General features: G+C 65.5%; 15 protein-coding genes. 8 read left to right on the top strand and 7 right to left on the bottom strand.

Annotated features, from left to right (window positions below; translation table 11 throughout):
• Positions 1–27 precede the first annotated feature (27 nt).
• The 6 genes from DXT59_RS08790 to DXT59_RS08815 all read left to right on the top strand — a co-directional run bounded on the left by DXT59_RS08790 (position 28) and on the right by DXT59_RS08815 (position 7,764).
• A complete protein-coding gene (locus DXT59_RS08790) occupies positions 28–1,497 on the top strand; it encodes a sugar ABC transporter ATP-binding protein (protein ID WP_116136514.1) in 1,470 nt (489 codons plus the stop codon).
• A 41-nt stretch (positions 1,498–1,538) separates the two neighbouring features.
• Positions 1,539–2,594 carry an ABC transporter permease gene (locus DXT59_RS08795; RefSeq protein ID WP_116136515.1) on the top strand — a complete coding sequence of 352 codons (1,056 nt, stop codon included), beginning with the start codon at positions 1,539–1,541 and terminating at the stop codon, positions 2,592–2,594.
• 97 nt (positions 2,595–2,691) lie between these two features.
• The gene (locus DXT59_RS08800; RefSeq protein ID WP_116136516.1) at positions 2,692–3,915 is read left to right on the top strand and encodes an SfnB family sulfur acquisition oxidoreductase; all 1,224 of its coding nucleotides are present in this window, start codon (positions 2,692–2,694) and stop codon (positions 3,913–3,915) included.
• Positions 3,916–3,963: 48 nt separating this feature from the next.
• On the top strand, positions 3,964–5,013 hold the full coding sequence (locus tag DXT59_RS08805; RefSeq protein ID WP_116136517.1) for a substrate-binding domain-containing protein: 1,050 nt from the start codon (positions 3,964–3,966) through the stop codon (positions 5,011–5,013).
• A gap of 73 nt (positions 5,014–5,086) precedes the next feature.
• Complete coding sequence (locus DXT59_RS08810; RefSeq protein WP_116136518.1) at positions 5,087–6,496, top strand: LLM class flavin-dependent oxidoreductase; 1,410 nt, start codon at positions 5,087–5,089, stop codon at positions 6,494–6,496.
• Positions 6,493–7,764: an acyl-CoA dehydrogenase family protein gene (locus DXT59_RS08815; protein WP_116136519.1), complete on the top strand. Its 1,272-nt coding sequence runs from the start codon at positions 6,493–6,495 to the stop codon at positions 7,762–7,764. The genes DXT59_RS08810 and DXT59_RS08815 overlap by 4 nt, the downstream gene beginning before the upstream one ends.
• 87 nt (positions 7,765–7,851) lie before the next feature.
• Here DXT59_RS08815 and ssuE read toward each other — a convergent pair whose 3' ends face one another.
• A complete protein-coding gene (gene ssuE, locus DXT59_RS08820) occupies positions 7,852–8,445 on the bottom strand; it encodes an NADPH-dependent FMN reductase (protein WP_116136520.1) in 594 nt (197 codons plus the stop codon).
• A 176-nt stretch (positions 8,446–8,621) separates the two neighbouring features.
• On the opposite strand from ssuE, the gene DXT59_RS08825 reads away from it, so the two are divergent.
• Positions 8,622–9,476, top strand: coding sequence for a helix-turn-helix domain-containing protein (locus DXT59_RS08825; protein WP_240324453.1), 855 nt, complete (start codon positions 8,622–8,624; stop codon positions 9,474–9,476).
• A 12-nt stretch (positions 9,477–9,488) separates the two neighbouring features.
• Here the strand turns inward: DXT59_RS08825 and DXT59_RS08830 are convergent, their stop codons facing one another.
• From DXT59_RS08830 to DXT59_RS08845, 4 genes are all read right to left on the bottom strand, one after another.
• Positions 9,489–10,709 (bottom strand): CaiB/BaiF CoA transferase family protein, encoded by a 1,221-nt coding sequence (locus DXT59_RS08830; RefSeq protein ID WP_116136522.1) that lies wholly within the window; start codon positions 10,707–10,709, stop codon positions 9,489–9,491.
• A gap of 14 nt (positions 10,710–10,723) precedes the next feature.
• On the bottom strand, positions 10,724–11,893 hold the full coding sequence (locus DXT59_RS08835) for an acyl-CoA dehydrogenase family protein (RefSeq protein ID WP_116136523.1): 1,170 nt from the start codon (positions 11,891–11,893) through the stop codon (positions 10,724–10,726).
• Between the two features lie 12 nt (positions 11,894–11,905).
• A complete protein-coding gene (locus tag DXT59_RS08840; RefSeq protein WP_116136524.1) occupies positions 11,906–13,114 on the bottom strand; it encodes an acyl-CoA dehydrogenase family protein in 1,209 nt (402 codons plus the stop codon).
• Positions 13,115–13,184: 70 nt separating this feature from the next.
• A complete protein-coding gene (locus tag DXT59_RS08845; protein ID WP_116136525.1) occupies positions 13,185–15,308 on the bottom strand; it encodes a 3-hydroxyacyl-CoA dehydrogenase NAD-binding domain-containing protein in 2,124 nt (707 codons plus the stop codon).
• Positions 15,309–15,454: 146 nt separating this feature from the next.
• On the opposite strand from DXT59_RS08845, the gene DXT59_RS08850 reads away from it, so the two are divergent.
• Positions 15,455–16,357, top strand: a complete 903-nt coding sequence (locus tag DXT59_RS08850; RefSeq protein WP_116136526.1) for a LysR family transcriptional regulator — start codon at positions 15,455–15,457, stop codon at positions 16,355–16,357.
• 58 nt (positions 16,358–16,415) lie between these two features.
• On the opposite strand, the gene DXT59_RS08855 is transcribed toward DXT59_RS08850, so the two are convergent.
• On the bottom strand, positions 16,416–16,622 hold the full coding sequence (locus DXT59_RS08855) for a CsbD family protein (protein WP_116136527.1): 207 nt from the start codon (positions 16,620–16,622) through the stop codon (positions 16,416–16,418).
• Positions 16,623–16,755: 133 nt separating this feature from the next.
• Positions 16,756–19,890 (bottom strand): transglycosylase domain-containing protein, encoded by a 3,135-nt coding sequence (locus tag DXT59_RS08860; RefSeq protein WP_116136599.1) that lies wholly within the window; start codon positions 19,888–19,890, stop codon positions 16,756–16,758.
• Positions 19,891–20,381 lie beyond the last annotated feature (491 nt).

Below are 20,381 nucleotides of genomic sequence, written 5' to 3' on the forward strand. Positions count from 1 at the left end.
CAAAATCGACGCAATCGACGACATCCGATGGATAGCTCGGTTCCTGTTTTCACGGCGCGGGCCGTGACGAAGCGATTCGGCTCCACGGTCGCGCTCACGCACGTCGATCTCGACCTTCACGCGGGCGAAATCGTCGCACTGATGGGCATGAACGGCGCCGGGAAGTCGACCTTCGTCAAGATGGCCAGCGGCGTCGGCATGCCCGACAACGGCGTGCTGACGCTGCAAGGCAAGCCGTTCGCGCCTCGATCTCCGCAAGACGCGAGGCGCTTAGGCATCGCGACGGTGCATCAATCGGTGGCCGACGCCGTCGTGCCGAGCATCTCCATCGCCGATAACTTGTTGCTCGATCGCCTCTGCGATCCGGCGTCGCCATGGCGGATGACGCTGGCGCAACGGCGCGATGCCGCGCGGCCGTTGGCGGCGCGCGTCGGCCTCGAAGCGGATCTCGACGCGCCGCTCGGCGCGTTGCCGCTGGCGGGCCAGCAACTCGTGGTGCTCGCCCGCGCGCTGGCCGACCGGCCGGCCTTGCTGATCCTCGACGAACCGAGCGCAAGTCTATCGGCGCCTGAGGCTCAGCACATCTTCGGGTTGGTCGAGCGCTTGCGCGACGAGGGCGTGGCGGTGCTGCTCGTCTCGCACCGGCTCGGCGACGTGCGGCGTCTCGCCGACCGGATTGCCATTTTGCGCGACGGACGTGTCGCCGCCGACCTGCGCCCGCCTTTCGATCTCGACGCGGCGATCGAGACGATGGTCGGCAGGCGGCTGCCGGCACCGCGCTCGCCGCACGCACGCGCGAGCACATCGAGCCCGCCTGCCTTCAGCGCGCGGGCGCTCAAACTGAGGCCGAACGGCGTGCCGTTCGACCTAGACGTGTGGCCGGGCGAAATCGTCGCGATCGTGGGGCCCGTGGGCGGCGGCAAGTCGACGTTTGCCCGCGCGATCTTCGGCGACGCGCCGGTCCTGGCGGGCGAGATGCGGCTGAACGGAGCGCGTTGGCATCCGCGATCGCCGGCGGAGTCGATCCGCGCGGGCGTTTTTCTCGCCGCGGAGGATCGTTCGCGGTCATCGGCATTTCCCGACAGCGTTTCGTTCTCGACGATCGCCGGCACGATCGGCTTTCCGTTTCTGTCCCGCTGGCATCGGTTCGGTTTCGTGCGCCGTTGCCGGGAGCGTGAAGCGGCACTGCGCGCGATCGATGTGTTCGGCATTCGCTGCGGCGGTCCCGACGATCGGCTGGCCCGCCTCTCGGGCGGTAACCAGCAAAAAGTCGTGCTGGCGCGTTGGCATGCCGAGCCTGCGCGGCTTCTGCTTCTCGATGAACCGTTCCAGGGTGTCGATGCGCTCGCGCGTGCCGATATCGCGAAATGGCTGCGGCAAGGCGCGCGCGAACGGGCGACGATCGTTTTTGTCAGCGACCTCGACGAGGCGCACGAGATCGGCGATCGCATCGTATCGTTCGACCGCGCGACGCTGGAGCCGGCGCAATCCACCTAAGCGCGCGGCTTTGCCCGAAGCGCGATGACTCTCCTACCTCGATGACGACTAGCTCTTCTTCCTCCGAATCGGCCGTGGCCGCGCAGCGCGGATCCGCATCTATCGCAACGCACCGCTGGCGTGAGCTAGCGGAGCGCATGGGCATGCTGCTCGCGCTCGCGGCGCTCATCGTCGCGTTCGCATCGGTAGAGCCGGCGTTTGCGAGCCTCGACAATCTGTTCAGCGTGCTGCAGTCGGTATCGATCGTTGCCCTGCTCGGCATCGGCGTGACGATCACGCTGGCCGCGGGCGGGTTCGATCTGTCGGTGGGCAGCGTCGCGGCGTCCGCGCAGATGGCCGCGAGCTACGTGCTCGTGGTCTGGCACGGCAGCGCGCTCGCCGCGGTGGCCGCTTGCCTCGCGCTCGGTATCGTCGTGGGTCTACTCAACGGCCTGCTGACCACGCGCTTGCGCGTACCGGATCAGCTTGCGACGCTCGGCACGTTGTTCCTGCTCGCCGGCTTGCAGTTGATTCCCACCGGCGGACGCTCGCTTTCGACCGGCGCCATGCTGCCCGACGGCACGAGCGCAACGGGTGTCTTCCCCGGCGCATTTCTCGCGCTGGGCAGGCTGCGCGTCTTTCATGACCTCGTGCCGTTGCCCGTGCTGATCTTGGCGGTGCTCGCGTTGCTGGCCGGTGCGACGATGGAGACGACGCGCTGGGGGCGTGTCTTCTATGCGATCGGCGGCAACGAGAAGGCGGCGCGGCTGGCCGGCGCCGCCACGCAGCGCTATCGAATCGCGGCTTATGTCGCATCCGCATCGATTGCTTCGCTCGGCGGGGTGCTGATCGCGGCACGCGTGGGACGCGGCGATGCGAGCGCGGGCCATTCGCTATTGCTCGACGCGGTTGCCGCGGCGCTGGTCGGATATGCGGTGTGGGGCGCTCGTCGGCCGAACGTGCTGGGAACGGTCGTCGGCGCGATTTTCGTTGGCGTGCTGCTAAACGGTCTGACGATGCTCAATGCGCCGTACTACATGCAAGATTTCATCAAAGGGGCGTTGCTCGTCCTCTCGTTAGCCTTCACGTTCGGGATCGCCGGGCGGCGCGAGGCGTAAGCCCTCGTTCATGGAATATCGATTCGCGAATCGATCGGTTGGTCGCCGTCTCACAGGCTGATAGATTGAACAGACCGTTACCGTATAGGAGCCGTCCATGGCAGACACGAGCGAGGCCGATTACGCGCAACGCACTGCACCTCGCATCATCGAAAGCGATGCCCAAGCGATCGTCGCCGCGCGCGAGTTCGCCGGGCGGATCGCGCAAGGCGCGGCCGAGCGCGACCGCGAGCGCCGCTTGCCCTTTGATGAGGTCGAGTGGTTCTCGCAGTCGGGGCTGTGGGCGATCACGGTGCCCAAAGCCTACGGCGGCGCCGGCGTTTCGTACGTCACGCTGACCGAGGTATTCAAAATCGTGGCGGCCGCCGATCCTTCGATCGGACAGCTTCCGCAAAATCACTTCGGTCTCGTGGATGTGATCACGCTGACGGCAACGGACGCGCAAAAGCGCTATTTCTTCGGCGAGATCCTGCGCGGCAAGCGTTTCGGCAACGGCTTTTCGGAGAAGGGCACGAAGCATGTCCTCGATCTGAAAACGCGTGTGCGGCGTGACGGCGACGAGTACGTCGTCGACGGGACGAAGTTCTATTCGACGGGCGCGCTCTTCGCGCATTTCGTCCCCGTGCTCGGCCTCAACGAGGACCGCAAGGGCTGGCTTGCCTATATCCCGAAGGGCACGCCGGGGCTGACCGTCGTCGACGACTGGTCCGGCTTCGGGCAACGCACGACGGCAAGCGGCACCGTGGTGCTCGAAAACGTGCGCGTGCCCGCATCGCACGTGGTGCCGGCTCATCGCGTGTCCGACGTGCCCACGCTCAATGGCCCGCTCTCGCAGATCCTGCAAGCGGCGATCGACGCGGGCATCGCAAAGGCCGCGCTCGACGATACGGTGGCCTTCGTTCGCGCGCGAACGCGGCCATGGGTCGACAGCGCCGCGACGCAGGCGAGCGAGGATCCGTTGACCGTGCGCGAGATCGGCGATTTGCATATCCGGCTTCATGCGGCGGAAGCGCTATTGGAGCGGGCCGCGCGCGTTCTCGACGAGATCGCGGCGCAAGATTCGACGACCGAAGACGACGTAGCGCGTGCTTCGGTGGCCGTCGGCGAGGCGAAGGTGCTGACGACCGAGATCGCGTTGCGCGCGGGGGAGAAGCTGTTCGAGTTGGCGGGCACCCAATCGACCCTGGCCGAGCACAACTTGGACCGTCACTGGCGCAACGCACGCACGCACACGCTTCATGATCCCGTGCGGTGGAAGTACCACCTCGTCGGCAACTTTTATTTGAACGGCGTGCGGCCCGCGCGCCATGCATGGAACTGAACGATGACCGGACCCGAGAAACGATCGACCGCCCGGTTTAGGCGCGGCATGGGCGCCCGAGCACGACGGCTCGCCGCATGGGTGTTCGGCGCGGCGAGCCTGCTCGGTTGCGTCGCGGCGGACGCGGCGGCGCTCGCCGGCGCACCCGCGCCGTTCGACAAGGGCGGCGTGAAAATCGCGCTCGTCAACTACCTCTCGACCGGCGACTTTTTTCAAGCGTATGAGGCGGGCGCGCAGCGGCAGGCGCGCGCGCTCGGCGTCGATCTGCGGATCTACGAGGGCCGTCAAGACGCGAGCGAGCAGCGCGAGCAGATACTGCAGGCCATCAATCTCGGCGTGGCTGCGATCATCGTCAACCATGGCTTGCCGGAATCGCTGAAGGACGTCGTGCAGCGCGCGCTCGACAAGGGCGTGCGCGTCGTCGCATTCGACGTCGACTTGAATCACCCGAAGGTGCCGCAGATCGAACAGAGCGACGCCGATCTCGCGACGCTCTTGCTCGATCAGGCGGTAAAGGATAACGGCGAGGCGTTCTCGGCGGGCTATGTCTACGTCGCGGGCTTTGCCCCGCTGGACCGGCGCGACGCGGTATGGCGCGAGTTCAAGCGCACCCATCCAAGTGTGCGGGAGGTGGCGCGCTGGGGGACCGTCGACAATCCGATCGCGCAGTCGGTCGCGAATCAGGCCGCGGCCGCCTACCGCGCGCATCCCGACGTGCGCGTGGTGTTCGCGCCGTATGACGAGTTCGCGCGCGGCGCCAATCTGGCGGCGGGCGAGGCCGGGCGCTCGGCGAAGCTGCGCATTTACAGCGCCGACATTTCGACGGACGACATTCAGACGATGCGCTCCCCGGGCAGCGCTTGGGTGGCGACCGCCGCGACCAACCCGGCCGTGGTGGGCGCCGTATCGGTGCGTGCGGCGGCATTGCTCGTGGCGGGACAGGATCCGGGTCATCGAATCGTCGTCAAACCCACGCTCATCACGCGCGACGATCTGCTCAAGGCGGACATCAAAACCATCGGCGATCTCGCCGCCAAAGTGCCGGCGTTTCGCGCGAGCAACGCTGCCACGGCGGCGTGGATCCCTGCGGCCGATTGATCGATTCGACCGGTCAGCGCGGCCCTTGCCGGGGGCGGCCTAGAGCACTACCGACATCCAACCTTCCAACGCCATGGCAAAGACGATACGCTTGAACGCGTTCGAGATGAATTGTGTAGGCCATCAGTCGCCGGGGTTGTGGACGCACCCCCGAGACCGATCGTGGCAGTACAAGGACCTCGAATATTGGACCGACCTTGCGAAGCTGCTCGAGCGCGGAATCTTCGACGGCATTTTTATCGCCGACGTAATCGGCTATTACGATGTTTACAAAGGCAGTCACTACCACGCGCTGCAACAAGCGGCGCAGCTTCCCGTCAACGATCCGCTGCAACTGGCCGCGCCGATCGCGATGGTGACGGAGCACCTCGGCATCGGCATTACGGCGTCGACGAGCTTCGAGCATCCCTATACGTTCGCGCGCCGCCTATCGACGGCCGACCATCATACGAAGGGGCGCATCGGCTGGAATATCGTGACGTCGTATTTGGAGAGCGGAGCGAGGAATATCGGGCAGGGCGGCCTGCGCGACCACGGCGACCGCTACGAAGTGGCGGCCGAATACGTCGAGGTCCTGTATAAGCTGTTCGAGGGCAGTTGGGAGGCCGATGCCGTGGTGCGCGACCGCGAGGCGGGCATCTTCACGCATCCGGAGAAGGTCCACGACATCGGTCATCGCGGAAAGTACTTCGACGTGCCCGGTTGCCACCTGTGCGAGCCTTCTCCGCAACGCACGCCGGTGTTGTACCAAGCAGGCGCGTCCGGACCGGGCAAGGCATTCGCGGCGCAGCACGCCGAGTGCGTATTCGTCGCGGCGCCGACGCAGCCGACGTTGCGAGACTATGTCGCCGAGGTTCGCCGGCAAGCCGCGCTCGCGGGTCGGGATCCCGCCCGCTTGCTGATCTACAACCTCGTCACGGTGATCGTGGACGAAACCGACGCGAAGGCCGAAGCGAAGTTTGCGGCATATCGGCGTCTTGCGTCGTACGACGGGTCGCTCGTCTTCATGTCCGGCTGGACGGGTGTCGATTTCGGTCAGTATGCGCCCACCGATTCGGTGCGGCGGGTCCAGACGAATGCGATCGTCTCCGCGCTCGATCACCTCACCGACGGCTCGCGCTCGTGGACGATCGAGGAGCTTGCCGCTTGGGGCGGCATCGGCGGAATGGGGCCCGTGTTCGTCGGTTCACCGTCGACCGTCGCGGATATCTTGGAGCAATGGGTCGAAGCAACGGGCGTCGACGGCTTCAATCTCGCGTACGTCGTCGCGCATGAAACGTTCGAGGACGTCGTGCACTACCTCGTCCCGGAGCTGCAAAAGCGCGGCGTCTATCCGAACGCGTACAAGCCGGGCACGTTGCGGGAGAAGCTGTTCGGCCAAGGGCCGCTGCTGCCCGCCGAACATCCGGGCGCGAGCTACCGCGATATCGAGGCGGTGAAGGGACGCCAACGCGCATCGCACGTTCATCTGGAGCATGTATGACCGCATTCGATCTGTTCGAAGCGCGCGCGGCCGCTGCGCCGATTTCGGCCGGCGCCGGTGGCGAGCGCCTAGCCGAACGGTTCCGCCCGATCTTCGCGCGTATCGCCGAAGGCGCGCTCGAGCGCGAGCGCAACCGCGTCTTGCCGCACGAGCCGATCGCCTGGCTCAAGGCCGCGGGTTTCGGAGCCGTGCGGGTACCGGTCGAATACGGCGGGGCCGGCGCTTCGCTGCCTGAACTCATCTCGTTGCTCATCGAGCTCGGTGAAGCGGATTCGAATCTGCCGCAGGCGCTGCGCGGACATTTCGCCTTTGTCGAGGATCGGCTCAATGCCGCGCCGGGCCCCGGTCGCGAGACGTGGTTCCGCCGGTTCGTCGCGGGCGAAATCGTCGGCAACGCCTGGACGGAAGTCGGCAGCGTCGCGCTGGGCGATCTAACTACACGCGTGTCGCGCGATGGCGAGCGCTGGGTCGTGAACGGCGAGAAGTACTACTCGACGGGCAGCATTTTCGCGGACTGGATCGACGTTCTCGCACGCCGCGCCGACGACGGGCGGGACGTGGTCGCATTGGTCCGCACGCGCCAGAGCGGCGTCACGATCGGCGACGATTGGGATGGCTTCGGTCAACGCACGACCGGTAGCGGAACGGCGACGTTTTCGGATGCCGAAGTGCAGGAGCACGACATCATCGATTTCTCGAGCCGTTTCAAGTATCAGACGGCGTTCTATCAATTGGTGCTGCTCGCGGTGCTGGCCGGCGTGGGGCGCGCCGCGCTGCGCGACGTCTCGCGCGAGGTACGCGAGCGCCGGCGCGTCTATAGCCATGGCAACGGGCCGTCGGCCGCCGGCGACGCCCAGGTCCAGCAAGTGGTCGGCAAAATCGGCGCATCCGTCTTTGCGGCCCAGGCCACGGCAGTGGAAGCGGCGCGAGCCGCGCAGCGGGCCTATGAAGCGCGTTTCGGAGACAACGAACACGCCGAGCAAGAAGCGAATATCGCGGCCGAACTCGACTCGGCTCGCGGACAAATCGCGGTCGCCGACCTCGTGTTGCGCGCATGCGCGGAGCTATTCAACGCGCTCGGCGCTTCGGGTACGAGCGAAAGCAAAGGGCTCGATCGCCATTGGCGTAATGCGCGGACCGCGGCATCGCACAATCCGCTCATCTACAAGGAGCGCATCGTGGGCGACTGGGAGATCAATGGCACGGAGCCGCCGTATCTGTGGCAGATCGGCAACGGACCTGCCGTACAAGGCCGCACGCAAGGCTAGCGGTCCAGGCTGACGGTCGGGACTTCTCGATCGATGAAGAAGGGGGCGGCGTGTGGAACGGCCCCCTATCGGCGCTGCGGCTCGAGCTCAGGCCGCGACTCTCGCATCCGCTACGTCGTGCAGAACATTGGCCGCGGAGTACGGGGCAGTGAACAAACGTTCGGCGAACGAGGCAACGCCTTGCGCGGCGGCGGCAAGCCGGCCGCGCAGCGGTTCCTCGAATACCGCGCCGCCTTCGGGACGGCGGGTCACTTCACGATCGAGTGCGAATACCGAGGGCAAGACTGCTTCGGTCCCCAGTGCCTGGAGCACGGGGCGCAGCGCGTAATCGAGCGCGAGCAAATGCGCGAGGCTGCCGCCCGTGGCCAAGGGCAGGGCGATCTTGCCGTCGAAGCCGTCCTGCGGCAACAAGTCGAGAAACGCTTTGAGCAGTCCGGTATAGGCCGCTTTGTAAATCGGCGTTCCGACGATGATCACGCGCGCGCCGGCCACCTTGGCGAGTGCGTTTTCGATCGACGGTTCTGTGGTATCCGCACGAAGCAGCGCCTCGCTCGAAAGCGTCGGCAACACGAGCAGATCCGTCGTCTGGCCGCGCTGCGAAAGCAGCGACAGCACATGAGAGAGCACCAGTTGCGTTCGAGAATCGGGGGACGGACTGCCCGAGATGGCGAGAATGGTCATAAGTCTTTACGCAGGATGGTTCGGGTTTTTGTTCGATACAGATCAGTTTATGGGGTATCCGGGCCGTTCAGAAACCAAGGCTTTCTGCTTTGAATTCCACTGCGCGCGATGAAGCTGCCTAGGCGATTACCTGACAGGTAATGGAAAGCTTTTTCCGTTTCGTTATGATCGCGCTCATGGACCAAACCTACATGCCCGCTCGCCCCGTCGCCCAGCGTCCCGGCCGCCCGGTCGGGGACTTGCTGCGCGAATGGCGCCAACGCCGCCGTATGAGTCAACTGGTGCTCGCGACAGAGGCCCGCATTTCCACGCGCCATCTGAGCTTCGTGGAGTCGGGGCGCGCCCAGCCGAGCCGCGAGATGCTCATGCACTTGGCCGAGCAACTCGACGTGCCGCTGCGCGCGCGCAACGCCTTGTTCGTCGCTGCCGGCTACGCGCCGCTTTATGCCGAGCGCGCTTTGAACGATCCGCACCTCGATGCGGCGCGCGAGGCGGTCCAACTTGTCCTGCAAGGGCACGAGCCTTACCCCGCGCTTGCCGTCGATCGGCATTGGACGATGGTCGCCGCCAACGGCGCACTTGCGCCGCTCGTCGCTCGCGCCCATCCGCGTTTGCTCGAGGCTCCGGTCAACGTGCTGCGTCTGTCGCTGCATCCGGAGGGGCTGGCGCCCCATATCGTCGATTGGGCCGGTTGGCGCGCGCACGTATTGCAGCGCGTGGACCGGCAGGCGCAAGCGAGCGGGGATGCGACGCTGGCCGCGCTCGTCGAGGAACTTGCAGCCTATTCGGCGCCGGCCGGAGCGAACGTGGAACCTAGCCGTGAGCCGGCGCCCTTGTCGGACGTCGTGGTGCCGTTGCAACTGCGCACCGATATCGGCCTGTTGTCGTTTTTCAGCACGACGACCGTGTTCGGTTCGCCCGTCGATGTGACGTTGTCCGAACTGGCGATCGAGGCGTTTTTTCCTGCCGATGCGGCCACGGGAGAGGCGTTGCGCGCTTATCGCGCAACGCGAGAGAAAGGGGCGGCGTGACGGCCCGGGGCCCTAGACGATGCGGTTCGCTTTGAGCCGGTCTATCGCTTCATCATCGAGCCCGAGCACCGAGCGCAGCACGTCCTCGGTGTCTTCGCCGAGTACCGGTGGCGCGCGGCGCACGGGTGGGCGCTCGCCGTCCAGGCGATAGGGCGGGGCGAATACATGCTCGCTCTTTGCCACGGGATGCGGTTGTTCCGTCACGAGACCCGCTGCGGCGGCTCGCGGGGAAGTTAGGGCTTCATGCAGGCCCATCACTTCGCCGCAAGGGATACCGGCAGCCGCTAGCCGCTCGAGCAATAGCGCGCGCGGACGTTTTCCCAACTCGCTCGTGATCTGCGCAACGAGTGCCTCGCGGTGCTGTCCGCGCGAAACATTCGTGCGGAAGCGATCGTCCTCGGCCAAGTCGGGCCGCTCGATGACCTCGCGGCAAAAGCGTTCGAACTGCGCGTTCGTCCCGACGGTGACGACGATCGGCCCGTCTTGCGCGTCGAACACGCCGTACGGAATGATCGACGGATGCGCGTTGCCGTAACGCGGCGGATCTTCCCCGGCCAGCAGTGCTTCGAGCCCGTAATACGACGTGATCGCTACCCCGCAGTCGAACAGCGCCATCTCGACGTGACGGCCGCGGCCGCTGCGCTGCCGATCGAACAACGCCGCGAGCACCGCTTGCGCCGCATACATGCCCGTGACCAGATCGACGACGGCCACGCCGAATTTCAGCGGCGGCTGCGTCGCTTCACCGTTCAGCGCCATCAAGCCCGATTCGCCTTGGATGACGAGGTCGTAGCCCGGACGGCCACCCTCGGGGCTGCCGCTGCCGTAGCCCGAGATCGAGCAGTACACGAGCGAGGGATGCAGTTGGCTCAGCGTCTCGTAGTCGAGGCCGAATTTGCGCGTGCCGCCGAGCTTGAAGTTCTCAATGACGATATCGCTCTTGAGCGCCAACTCGCGCGCGATCGCAGCGCCTTGCTCGGTCTGCAAGTCGAGCGTCAGCGAACGCTTGTTACGGTTGACGCTGTTGTAATAGCACGTCTCCGTTCGGCCGATGCGCGAGCCCCAGTCGCGCGTATCGTCGCCACGCCGGGGATGCTCGACCTTGATGACCTCGGCGCCGAGATCGGCCAGTGCCATCGCGCATGAAGGGCCCGCGAGCACGCGCGATAAATCGAGCACGCGGATGCCGCTAAGCGGCAGGGCGCGAGCCCCGCCTCGGATCGATTCGGTCATGGCGGGTCCGTGGGTCAACGTGTCGTGGCCGCGTTCGCGTCCGTCTCGCCGCGCGAGGCTCGGCCGAGTGCGATATAACGCGCCAAATGATGGTCTTCGTCGCCCAGTTCGTGATCGATCATGACGAGGCGTTTTGCATAGTGCGCGAGCGGCAACTCCCAAGTCATGCCGATACCGCCGTGCAGTTGCACCGCTTCGCGCGAAAGGCGCGAAGCGATTTGCCCGATCGTGTACTTGGCCGCCGACAATGCTCGTTCGCGTGCGAGGCGCGGCGCATCGAGCGCGGCCGCCGCGTTGATGACGGCCGAGCGCGACTGTTCCAGGTCGATCGCGAGATCGGCCATGCGGTGTTGTAGCGCTTGGAAACTGCCGATCGGGACGCCGAACTGGCGGCGCGTGCGGAGATACTCGAGCGTGGCGGCGAATGCCGTTTCCATGGCGCCGAGGCCTTGGGCCGATAGCGCGAGCACGCCTCGGCCGAGGGCGGCTTCGAGCGTGGCAAAGCCTTCGTCTCGCGTGCCGATCAGCGCGTGCGCCGGCAACGCCGCATCGCGCAGGAACAACTCGGCGCCACGGCCGCCGTCGATCAACGGATAGCCGCGCCAAGCGAGCCCCGGCGTCTCGCGCGGCACCCAGAACAGCGAAATGCCGTGTTCGTTATCGATCGCCCCGCTCGTGCGCGCCGATACGAGCACGTGGTCGGCTGCCTCGCCGGCGTGCACGACCGCTTTCGTGCCGTTCAGGCGCCAGCCGTTCGCCGTGCGCTCGGCCGTCGTGGCGACACGGGCCCATTCGTAGCGCGAATCGGGCTCGCCGTGCGCGAACGTGGCGACGGTCTCGCCCTCGATCAGCGGTTGCAACGATGCCTTTTGCGCGTCGGTGCCGGCGAGCGCGATGGCATGTCCGGCGACGAGCGCGCCGACGAACGGCTCCACCACCAGGCCTCGCCCCAGGTGCTCGAACACGACGGTGATGTCGTCGCCCGTGCCGCCGAAGCCGCCATGCTCGGGGGCGAATAGTGCGCCGATCGCGCCGAGTTCGCCGAAGCGCCGCCACATGTCGCGATCGAAGCCCTCGGGCGAGGAGGCGATCCGCTCGCGCGCGGCGAACGGGTATTGCTCGGCGACGAAGCGCGCGAGCGTGTCTGCGAGCATCCGTTGCTCGTCGGTCAACGCGAAGTTCATCGTCGGGCCCTCTCAGAGTTCAAGGATCGCTTTTGCGATGATGTTCTTCTGAATCTCGTTCGATCCGCCGAAGATCGAAAGCTTGTAGTTGTTGAAATCGCTTTTGGCCGCGTCAGGCGCGTCGAAAGCGCCCAGTTGCGGGCCCTCGTAGCCTTCGTCGAGGGCTTCGTCGACGAACGGTTGCGCGTAAGGCCCCAATGCGCGCCGCATGAGCGATGCGATCTCCTGACGGATTTGCGTGCCGCGCACTTTGAGCATCGAGCTTTGCGCGCCGGGCGCGCCGCTGCCTGCGGCAGCCGCGATCGTGCGCAGGTTCGTCGTCTTCATGTTTTCGAGGTCGATCGCGACGCGTGCCAAACGCGCGGCGAACAGCGGATCGTCGGCGAGCGCTCGTCCGCCATGCATGATCTTGGCTGCCGCTCGTTCGAGCCGCTCCAATGCTGCCACCGAGAATCCAACGCCCGCGATATTCGTACGTTCGTACGTGAGCAGATACTTGGCATAGGTCCAGCCGCGGTTTTCCTCGCCGACGAGGTTCTCGGCCGGCACGCGCACGTCGGTGAAGAACACTTCGTTCACTTCGTGCTCGCCGTCGAGCGTCACGATCGGGCGAACCTCGATGCCGGGCGTGCGCATATCGATCAGCAAAAAGCTGATGCCTTCTTGCTTACGCACGTCGGTGGACGTGCGTACGAGGCAGAACATCATGTCCGCGTAGTGGCCGAGCGTGGTCCAAGTCTTCTGCCCGTTGACGATGTAATGCTCGCCTTGCGCGTCGAGCCCTCGCACGGCGCGCGTGGACAGCGACGCCAAATCGGAGCCCGCGCCGGGTTCGGAATAGCCTTGGCACCACCAATCGGTGCCATCGAGGATGCGCGGCAAGTAATGACGCTTTTGCGCTTCGCTGCCGTATTTGATCAACACGGGAGCCAGCATGTTCACGCCGAACGGAACGATGCGCGGCGCGCCCGCCAGCGCGCATTCATTGTCGAAGATGAAGCGCTCGACCGCGTTCCAGCCCGTGCCGCCGTACTCGCGCGGCCAGTGGCTGGCCAGCCAGCCGCGCGCATTGAGAATCGCATGCCACTCGGCCATATCCTCGCGCGTGAGCCGCAGTCCGTGCTTGACCTTGTGCGCCGTTCGCGCGGGCAAGCGCTCGTTTAGAAACTGCCTGACTTCGGTTCGAAACGCCTCTTGTTCCGCCGTGAAACTCAGATCCATCGCTGAGCCCTCGCTTGATGATGGGTGAGTGTGGCGGGCGCGCGCGGCTTCGCGCGTCCCGCGCGATAGGTCACGATGCCGTGCCGTTCAAGCTTGCGAAGTCCGCGCCGCGTTCGACGAGTTCGACGATGAGCGGCGAGGGCCGCCAAAAGAACGCGTCTTCTTGCGACAAGCGCGTGAGCTCGGTCAGCACGTTCGGCAGCCCGAGCATGTCCGCGTATTTCATCGGCCCGCCGCGGTAGCGCGGAAAGCCGTAGCCGTAGATCAATGCGACGTCGACGTCGAGCGGGCGCAGCGCGATGCCTTCGCGCACGACGTTGGCCGCTTCGTTGATGACTGCGCACATGAGGCGGCGCACGATTTCGTCATCGGTGAAGCTGCGCGGCGTGATGCCGGCGCGTGCGCGCTCGGCCTCGATGATCGCCTCGACTTCGGGATCGGGCGTGCCGGTGCGCGCGCCTTGCTCGTAGCGGTAAAACCCGCGCCCGGTCTTCTGTCCGAACCAGCCGCGTTCGCAAAGGCGGTCGGCGATTTCGACGTAGCGCATGCGCGGATCGCGCGTCGGGGCGCGCCGTTTGCGCGCGGCCCAGCCGATATCGCCGCCAGCGAGATCGACGACTTGATACGGGCCCATCGGGTAGCCGAACTCGCGCATGGCGCGGTCGATCTGGTAGGGCGAGGCGCCGTCCTCCATCAGGTAGTCGGCGGCCGTGCGATAGACGGCAAGCAGGCGATTGCCGATGAAGCCGTCGCATACGCCCGCGCGCACGGGTACCTTGCGCAGTTGCTTCGCGAACTCGAACGCCGTCGCGACGACATCGGCGCTTACGCGCGCGGGTACGACGATTTCGAGCAACTTCATGATGTTGGCCGGCGAGAAGAAGTGCAGGCCGACGACGTCGGCAGGTCGCGCGGTCGCCCCGGCGATTTCGTCGATGTCCAGATACGACGTATTGGTCGCCAGAATCGCACCGGGTTTGCAGACGCGGTCGAGTTCGGAGAACACGGCCTTTTTCACGGCCATGTCCTCGAACACGGCTTCGATCACGAGATCCACGTGCCCGAGTGCGTCATAAGCGGTGCTTCCCGTGAAGCGGGCGAGCGCCGCGGCCTTGACTTCGGGTTTGATACGGCCCTTGGCAAGCAGTCCATCATAGACGCGTTCGATATGCGCCCGGCCGCGTTCGAGCGCGGCATCGTCGCGTTCGATCATCGTAACGGGCAGGCCCGCGTCGAGCACGGCTACGGCGATGCCGGCGCCCATCGTGCCGCCGCCGACGATTCCCACCGCCGCAATCGGGCGCGCCGCGGCGGCTTTCGTTTCGGGCGCCTTCGCTACTTCGCGTTCAGCGAAGAAGGCGTGGATGAGCCCCGCGCGCTGCGGGCTCTCCAGGCATTCGATGAACAGTTGCCGCTCGAGCGCCAAGCCTTCGTCGAACGGCAACGTCAAGGCGCCTTCGACGGCCTGAACGATCTTCATCGGCGAGAAGAGTCCGCGGGCGCGCGCGGCCGTTTCGTTGCGCGCGGCCTCGACCGCTTCGCGGCTCGCCTGCGCATCGGCCAGTGCGTTGGCCGCACGCGTGGGTCGCACGCCGGCCTTGGCGGCGAGCAACTCGCGCGTGTAAGCAAGCCCTTCGCCGAGCACGTCGTCGGTCTTGCCGATCCGATCGACGAGGCCCATCGATAGCGCCTCTTCGGCGCGTGCGTGACGGCCCGAGAGCATGAGGTCGAGCGCATGCGCCGCGCCGATCAGACGCGGCGTGCGCTGCGTGCCCCCGGCGCCGGGCAGCAACCCGAGTTGCACTTCGGGCAGACCGAGCTTGGCGCCTCGCACGGCGATTCGGTAATGCGCGGCCAGCGCGATTTCGAGGCCGCCGCCGAGCGCCGCACCGTGAATCGCCGCGACGACGGGTTTCGCGGACGCCTCGATGCTGTTGCAGACCGCGGGCAACAGGGGCGGCAACGGAGGCTTGCCAAACTCGCGGATGTCGGCCCCCGCGATGAAATTGCGTCCCGCGCCGACGATGAGCACCGCGGCGACGTCGGCGTCGGACTGCGCGGCATCGATGGCCTCGGCCACGCCGCGCCGCACGTCCACGCTTAGCGCGTTGACGGGCGGGTGATCGATGGTGACGACGAGCACGTTGCCGTGCAGCGTGCGAGAGACGACGGGAGCTTGCGTGGAAGCGGTCATGGCGGACGGACGGCAAAGGTGGACGATCGTGCGATTGTCGATCGGATAGCGGCAATTGACAATTCAAGCTTCTGTTGACAGACTGTAAAAATTTCCTTGACATTGAAACGTGCGAAACGTGCGTTGTTCATCGCCGCCGCCCCTCCATGGACCTCAATTCGCTTTCGCTCCTCGTCGAAATCCTGGAGGCCGGCAATCTCAGCGAGGCCGCGCGCCGGCTCAAGATGACGCGCGCCAATGTCAGCTATCACCTGAATCAATTCGAGCGCACGCTCGGGCTGCAACTCGTGCGGCGCACCACGCGCCGCGTGGAGCCGACCGAGGCGGGCTTGCGCCTCGTCGAGCACGGGCGGGCGATCCGCCGGGCGCTCGAGGCGGCACAGGAGACGGTCGAAACGCTCGGCCAGACGCCGCAGGGGCGCGTGCGCCTGTCGGTACCGAGCGGCTACGGGCAGTTGGTCATGGCCGACTGGCTGCTCGAATTCAAACGGCTGCATCCCGGCATCGTGCTCGATGTGATGTTCGAAAATCGCGTGGAGGATTTGCTGCGCGACGAAGTCGATATCGCCGTGCGCGTCATGTCCGAGCCGCCGCAAAACCTCGTGGCGCGCGATATGGGCGCCGTGCGGTACGTCGCATGTGCGTCGAAGGCCTATGCTGACGAATATGGATTGCCGGTCGAACTCGACGCGTTGCGCACGACGCCGCTTATTACGGCGACCGTCGTCGGCCGTCAATTGCGTGTGGCGGCTTACTTAGGCGAGGAGCGCCACGAGGTGCTGCTGGAGCCGACGCTGATCTCGGAAAACTTTCTGTTTCTGCGCCAAGCGGTGCTGGCGGGCCTCGGAGTCGGTATCGTGCCCGACTACGTCGTACAGGACGATATCCGTCGCGGCGAAGTGGTGACGACGCTTGATGCGTGGCGGCTCAGTATCTTCGGCACCCATATGTACCTGCTTTACATGCCGGATCGCCATCAAACGCGAGCCGCGGGCGCGTTCATCGACTTCGTGCTCGACAAAGCACGAAAAGCCGGGCGGACCGGCTGATCGTCCGGCCCGCCCGGCGCGCACTGATGCACTCATCGGCGTGCGCTATTTGTCGCGATTAGTGGTGCTTTTTGACGTCCCGGTCACGGTTGAGTTCGTCCTTCACGTCTTCCTTGACGTCGCCGTAGCCCTTGCGCACGTCGCCGGCTGCTTCCTGAAGGTCGCCCTTGGCTTCCTGCGCCGGATCGTTGGTGACCTTGCCGACCGCCTGGTTCACCTTGCCCTTCATCTTTTCCGTCACGCCCTTCACTTGGTCCTTGTTCATGTGAGCTCTCCTTAAAGGTCTGCTTCGTAGGGTGTGCCGCACGTGCGACATCCTTTCCGTCGCATCGCGCGTGCCAGGCCCCACGCCAGGCGCGGGGTCCGAACGAATAACGGCGGTGGGGGAGGGACGCCGCTCAGAAAGAGGGCGTGGCGGCGGCGGATGAAGCGCCGCGTGCGTTCGCGATCGATGCCGCGGGTTGCGTCGGCGTGCCGTTCGCCTCGAGCACGGGCGCGAGCGAGGGGCCCAGCGATTTGAGCAGTTGGACAGCCATTGCGCTCGTATAGTCGTAACGCGCCGCATACGGTTCGTGCGCATAAGCGGTCAGCGTTCCGTAGAACCGATCGCCGATCACGAACACGAACACGGCGGTGCGATTGACCTTGCGCGATTCGATGAGCCGGCCGCCGCGCGCATAGACGCCGAAACGCTGGTCGCCGGTGCCGGTTTTGCCGTAGACCTCGAGCACGCGTCCGTCGCCGAGCGGTAGCCCGGTGGCGAGACGTCCGCCCGTGCCGCCTTGCACGACGTCGTGCAGCAAGCCGCGTACGACCGTCACGATGTCGGGCGAGATGGCCTGACGCTCGGCACCCGGTGCGCGCCCGAAATGCGTTTCGAACGGCGTGCCGGCGGCGAACGTCAACGTATCGATGCTTTGCGCGCGGTCGGATTTGCCGTCGTTGGCGACGATGCCGATCAAGTGCGCCAGGGCATCGGGGCGGTCGCCCGACGCACCGATCGAGGCCGCGAACGAAGGCGTGATCGTCTCGAACGGATAACCAAGCGCGCGCCACGACTTACCGATGGCGTCGTAGGCTTGCAACTCGACCATATGGCGAATGCGGCGGTCCTGCGTGAGATGGTGGCGTGTTTTGTAGAGCCATCGATAGGAGGTGATCCGCGCATCGCGGCTTGCCTTGCGCAGCTCGTCTTCGGTTGCATTCGGATGCCGGCGCAAATACTCGAGCATCCACAGCGCGATGGGATGCACGCCGGCGATATACCCGCGATCGTTCAAGTTGAACTTGTCGATCGCGTACTTCGCGTAGAGCTTGGCGAGATCGTCATCGGAAATCGATGCGCTGGGCGTGCGGCTGAGCGCGTCGCGCATGCGGCGCGCGAACCACGGAAACGGCTCGTCGGGCGCGACGCTGCGCAGCGCCGTCGCGAGTTTCGGCGGGCTTTTGCGCATGTCGGCGACGAGCGTGTCGAGCGCATCGTCAGCGCGCTTCCCGTGATATTTGACGAAGAACCGATGCAGGTAGACGAGACTTTCCTGATCGACGAACGCGTCGAGGTAACGGCGCCGCAACGCGGGATCGTCGAGCCAATGCGCCGACGGCCCTGCCGTTTCGACCATTTCGTAATGGACGATGTCCCGCATGAGCCGCACGAACACGAGATTGACCGAGTGTTGGAACGCCTCGCGCACGGTGAGAATGCGGCCGTTTTCGGCTTTGTCGAAATTCGAGAACGTTTGCGCGCCGCCGCCCGTATAGAACGTTTCGCCGGGGCTGGCCGAGTATTTTCGTTCGACGGCCGCCTCGAGCATCGCGGGAAGCGAGCGATCGTTCGTGTGCGCGAGATAGTCGAGTGCCCAGCGCGAGAGTTCATCGAGCGGATCGACGTTCACGTGCTTGAGCTGCGTCGCGCCGAGGCCGGCATAACGCGCATGCAGCGTCGAGACGATTTGCAAATACGTGATCACCGTGCGCAGTTTCGCCGTCGAACCCAAGTTTAGGCGCGCGCCGCCATTGATATCGAACGGTTGGTTCACGCTGTCCGTTTGGATGCGTACGACGTCGTGGCCGCTCTTCTCGTGCTCGAATAGCGCGAAGCTGAACGAGATTTTCGACGGATCGTCGCCGGGCCGCAGCATTTCGAAGCCGTAAAGCCCGGCGGCTTTCGCACCGTCCACGGTGGCCGCGGCCGCGAGCTTGTCGGCGACCGCGCGCTCGACGGAGTCGTTCAACGTGGATCGTACGGTCAGGTCCAGGCGATCGAGATCGTAGAAGCTCGCGAGGCCGAGCGCCTGCTGCAAACGCGAGCGCACGAGCGTGACGGCCTTGCGGGCGACGAACGATGCCGTGGGCGCCGGCGGAGCGCCTTTGTGCGTATCGAGCGACGCGGCCAGCGCGGCGTCGCGCAGCGGCGCCGAGATGACGCCATTGGCCGCCAGCACGCGAATATAGCTGTCGGTCAGCTTTTCGAGGGCGGGGCGATTGCGCACGAGAAAGTAGGACGGCGCGCGTTGAGCGATCAATAGCGACAAGGCTTGCTTGAATGCGAGCGCTTCTTCGGCCAGTACGCCTGGTGCGGCCGGGCCGTTGCCCGTTTCCGCGGTGATCTGCGACAGCAACTGGTTCACTTCGGCGAAGTCGCGTCCGTACCACGCTGTCAGTCCGTCGCCGAGCCCTTGCACCTCGCCTACGCCGGCACGCGCCGCGAGCGGCACGGTGTTCAAGTAATGGACGACGATTGCCTTGCGCGCGGCCGTCGTGTTTTCTCCGCCGAGGTAGGCCCGAATCGACGCCGAAGCGATCTGGCGCAGTTTTTCGGGCGGCGTGGCCGTGCGGCCGCCCGGCGAGTGCCGGAATTTTTCGGTCTGCGTCGCGAGCGTGCTCCCGCCCGGTGTCGATTGATGCCGGTTGACGAGGCGCAGCGCCTGATCCGACAGCGCTCGCGCGAAGCGGCCCCAATCAATGGCCGGATTCCGGTCCGGTTCGTTCGAGTCGAGCAAGTAGCGGTCTTCGATGAACGTCAGCGCGCCCACCACGACAGGCGGAATCGAATCGAAGTCCGGATAGGCAAGGGCCGGATAGCTTGCACTAAATAGCGGCGCGCCTTGCGCATCGAACAAGCGCAGCCCGGCCTGGTCCTTTTCGGCGTACGGAATGAACAAACCGCGGTCGGCGAGGGAGGTCATCATCGACGAATCGCGCGCTTGGCTCGTCACCACATAACCGCGCGCGCGCAGCCGGGCCTCGAAATCGGGCAAACGGGCATAGCCTAGCCGCGTGTCGTAGGGGCCGCCCGGCGCAGGAAAGCGGATCTGCCCGCTGGGGCCCGCCTGAACTGAAAACGATACCTGCCGGCCGATACGGGTGAAGTAGCCCGCTTGGAGCCGGGACGTCTGCATCTCGAGCGAGACGAAGTAGGCCAGCAGCCCGACGAGCGCGGCGATGCCGACGAACGTGAGCCATTTCCATCGCGCGCCCGGCGACATCGTCGAGATGTAGCGCAAGGGCAGACGAGCGAGCGGCCGATTCATGATGGGCTCCGTGGGCGGCGCCGCCACCGCGCTGACGACGCTCGTACTAGTTTAATCATGAGCCGAGCGCCTGTGCAGGGCGCGTGATGTGCTCTGGCGCACGGATGAATCTGCTCGCGTCGCAGCGTTCATCGGCGCCGATGTCCCGCCGCTACGGTCCAGCAATGGGCAGGCCCGCCCGGCGTGCGTCGCGTCGGCGTGCAAATGGTGCATCGTCAGTGCATTTATGGATTACGCGCGCGATTGCGCGTAAATATGACGCCGCGCCAACAACGCGGCGTTTCTTTCGGTATTAATTTCTCGTAAAAGCGTTTAATGCTTAAACGAGCTTTGGTTCGATTTTCGTCGGCCGAAAATGTGAGATGATTACGATCGTTTTAATCGGCGCGGGCGAGCGCCGGCTAAAACCGCTGCGGCGCTAATGCAATACCGTAACCCGCGCACTCGTCGCGCAATGTGAAACGACGGGAATCGCGGCGCCGCAAATCGAA

The sequence above is a fragment of the Trinickia diaoshuihuensis genome, assembly GCF_003390925.1.
GTDB lineage: Bacteria > Pseudomonadota > Gammaproteobacteria > Burkholderiales > Burkholderiaceae > Trinickia > Trinickia diaoshuihuensis.

Bases quoted from the DNA above. Each gene is read 5' to 3' on its own strand.
- DXT59_RS08790 (WP_116136514.1), top strand. From the start codon at position 28: ATGGATAGCTCGGTTCCTGTTTTCACGGCGCGGGCCGTGACGAAGCGA.
- DXT59_RS08795 (WP_116136515.1), top strand. From the start codon at position 1,539: ATGACGACTAGCTCTTCTTCCTCCGAATCGGCCGTGGCCGCGCAGCGC.
- DXT59_RS08800 (WP_116136516.1), top strand. From the start codon at position 2,692: ATGGCAGACACGAGCGAGGCCGATTACGCGCAACGCACTGCACCTCGC.
- DXT59_RS08805 (WP_116136517.1), top strand. From the start codon at position 3,964: ATGGGCGCCCGAGCACGACGGCTCGCCGCATGGGTGTTCGGCGCGGCG.
- DXT59_RS08810 (WP_116136518.1), top strand. From the start codon at position 5,087: ATGGCAAAGACGATACGCTTGAACGCGTTCGAGATGAATTGTGTAGGC.
- DXT59_RS08815 (WP_116136519.1), top strand. From the start codon at position 6,493: ATGACCGCATTCGATCTGTTCGAAGCGCGCGCGGCCGCTGCGCCGATT.
- ssuE (WP_116136520.1), bottom strand. From the start codon at position 8,445: ATGACCATTCTCGCCATCTCGGGCAGTCCGTCCCCCGATTCTCGAACG.
- DXT59_RS08825 (WP_240324453.1), top strand. From the start codon at position 8,622: ATGGACCAAACCTACATGCCCGCTCGCCCCGTCGCCCAGCGTCCCGGC.
- DXT59_RS08830 (WP_116136522.1), bottom strand. From the start codon at position 10,709: ATGACCGAATCGATCCGAGGCGGGGCTCGCGCCCTGCCGCTTAGCGGC.
- DXT59_RS08835 (WP_116136523.1), bottom strand. From the start codon at position 11,893: ATGAACTTCGCGTTGACCGACGAGCAACGGATGCTCGCAGACACGCTC.
- DXT59_RS08840 (WP_116136524.1), bottom strand. From the start codon at position 13,114: ATGGATCTGAGTTTCACGGCGGAACAAGAGGCGTTTCGAACCGAAGTC.
- DXT59_RS08845 (WP_116136525.1), bottom strand. From the start codon at position 15,308: ATGACCGCTTCCACGCAAGCTCCCGTCGTCTCTCGCACGCTGCACGGC.
- DXT59_RS08850 (WP_116136526.1), top strand. From the start codon at position 15,455: ATGGACCTCAATTCGCTTTCGCTCCTCGTCGAAATCCTGGAGGCCGGC.
- DXT59_RS08855 (WP_116136527.1), bottom strand. From the start codon at position 16,622: ATGAACAAGGACCAAGTGAAGGGCGTGACGGAAAAGATGAAGGGCAAG.
- DXT59_RS08860 (WP_116136599.1), bottom strand. From the start codon at position 19,890: ATGAATCGGCCGCTCGCTCGTCTGCCCTTGCGCTACATCTCGACGATG.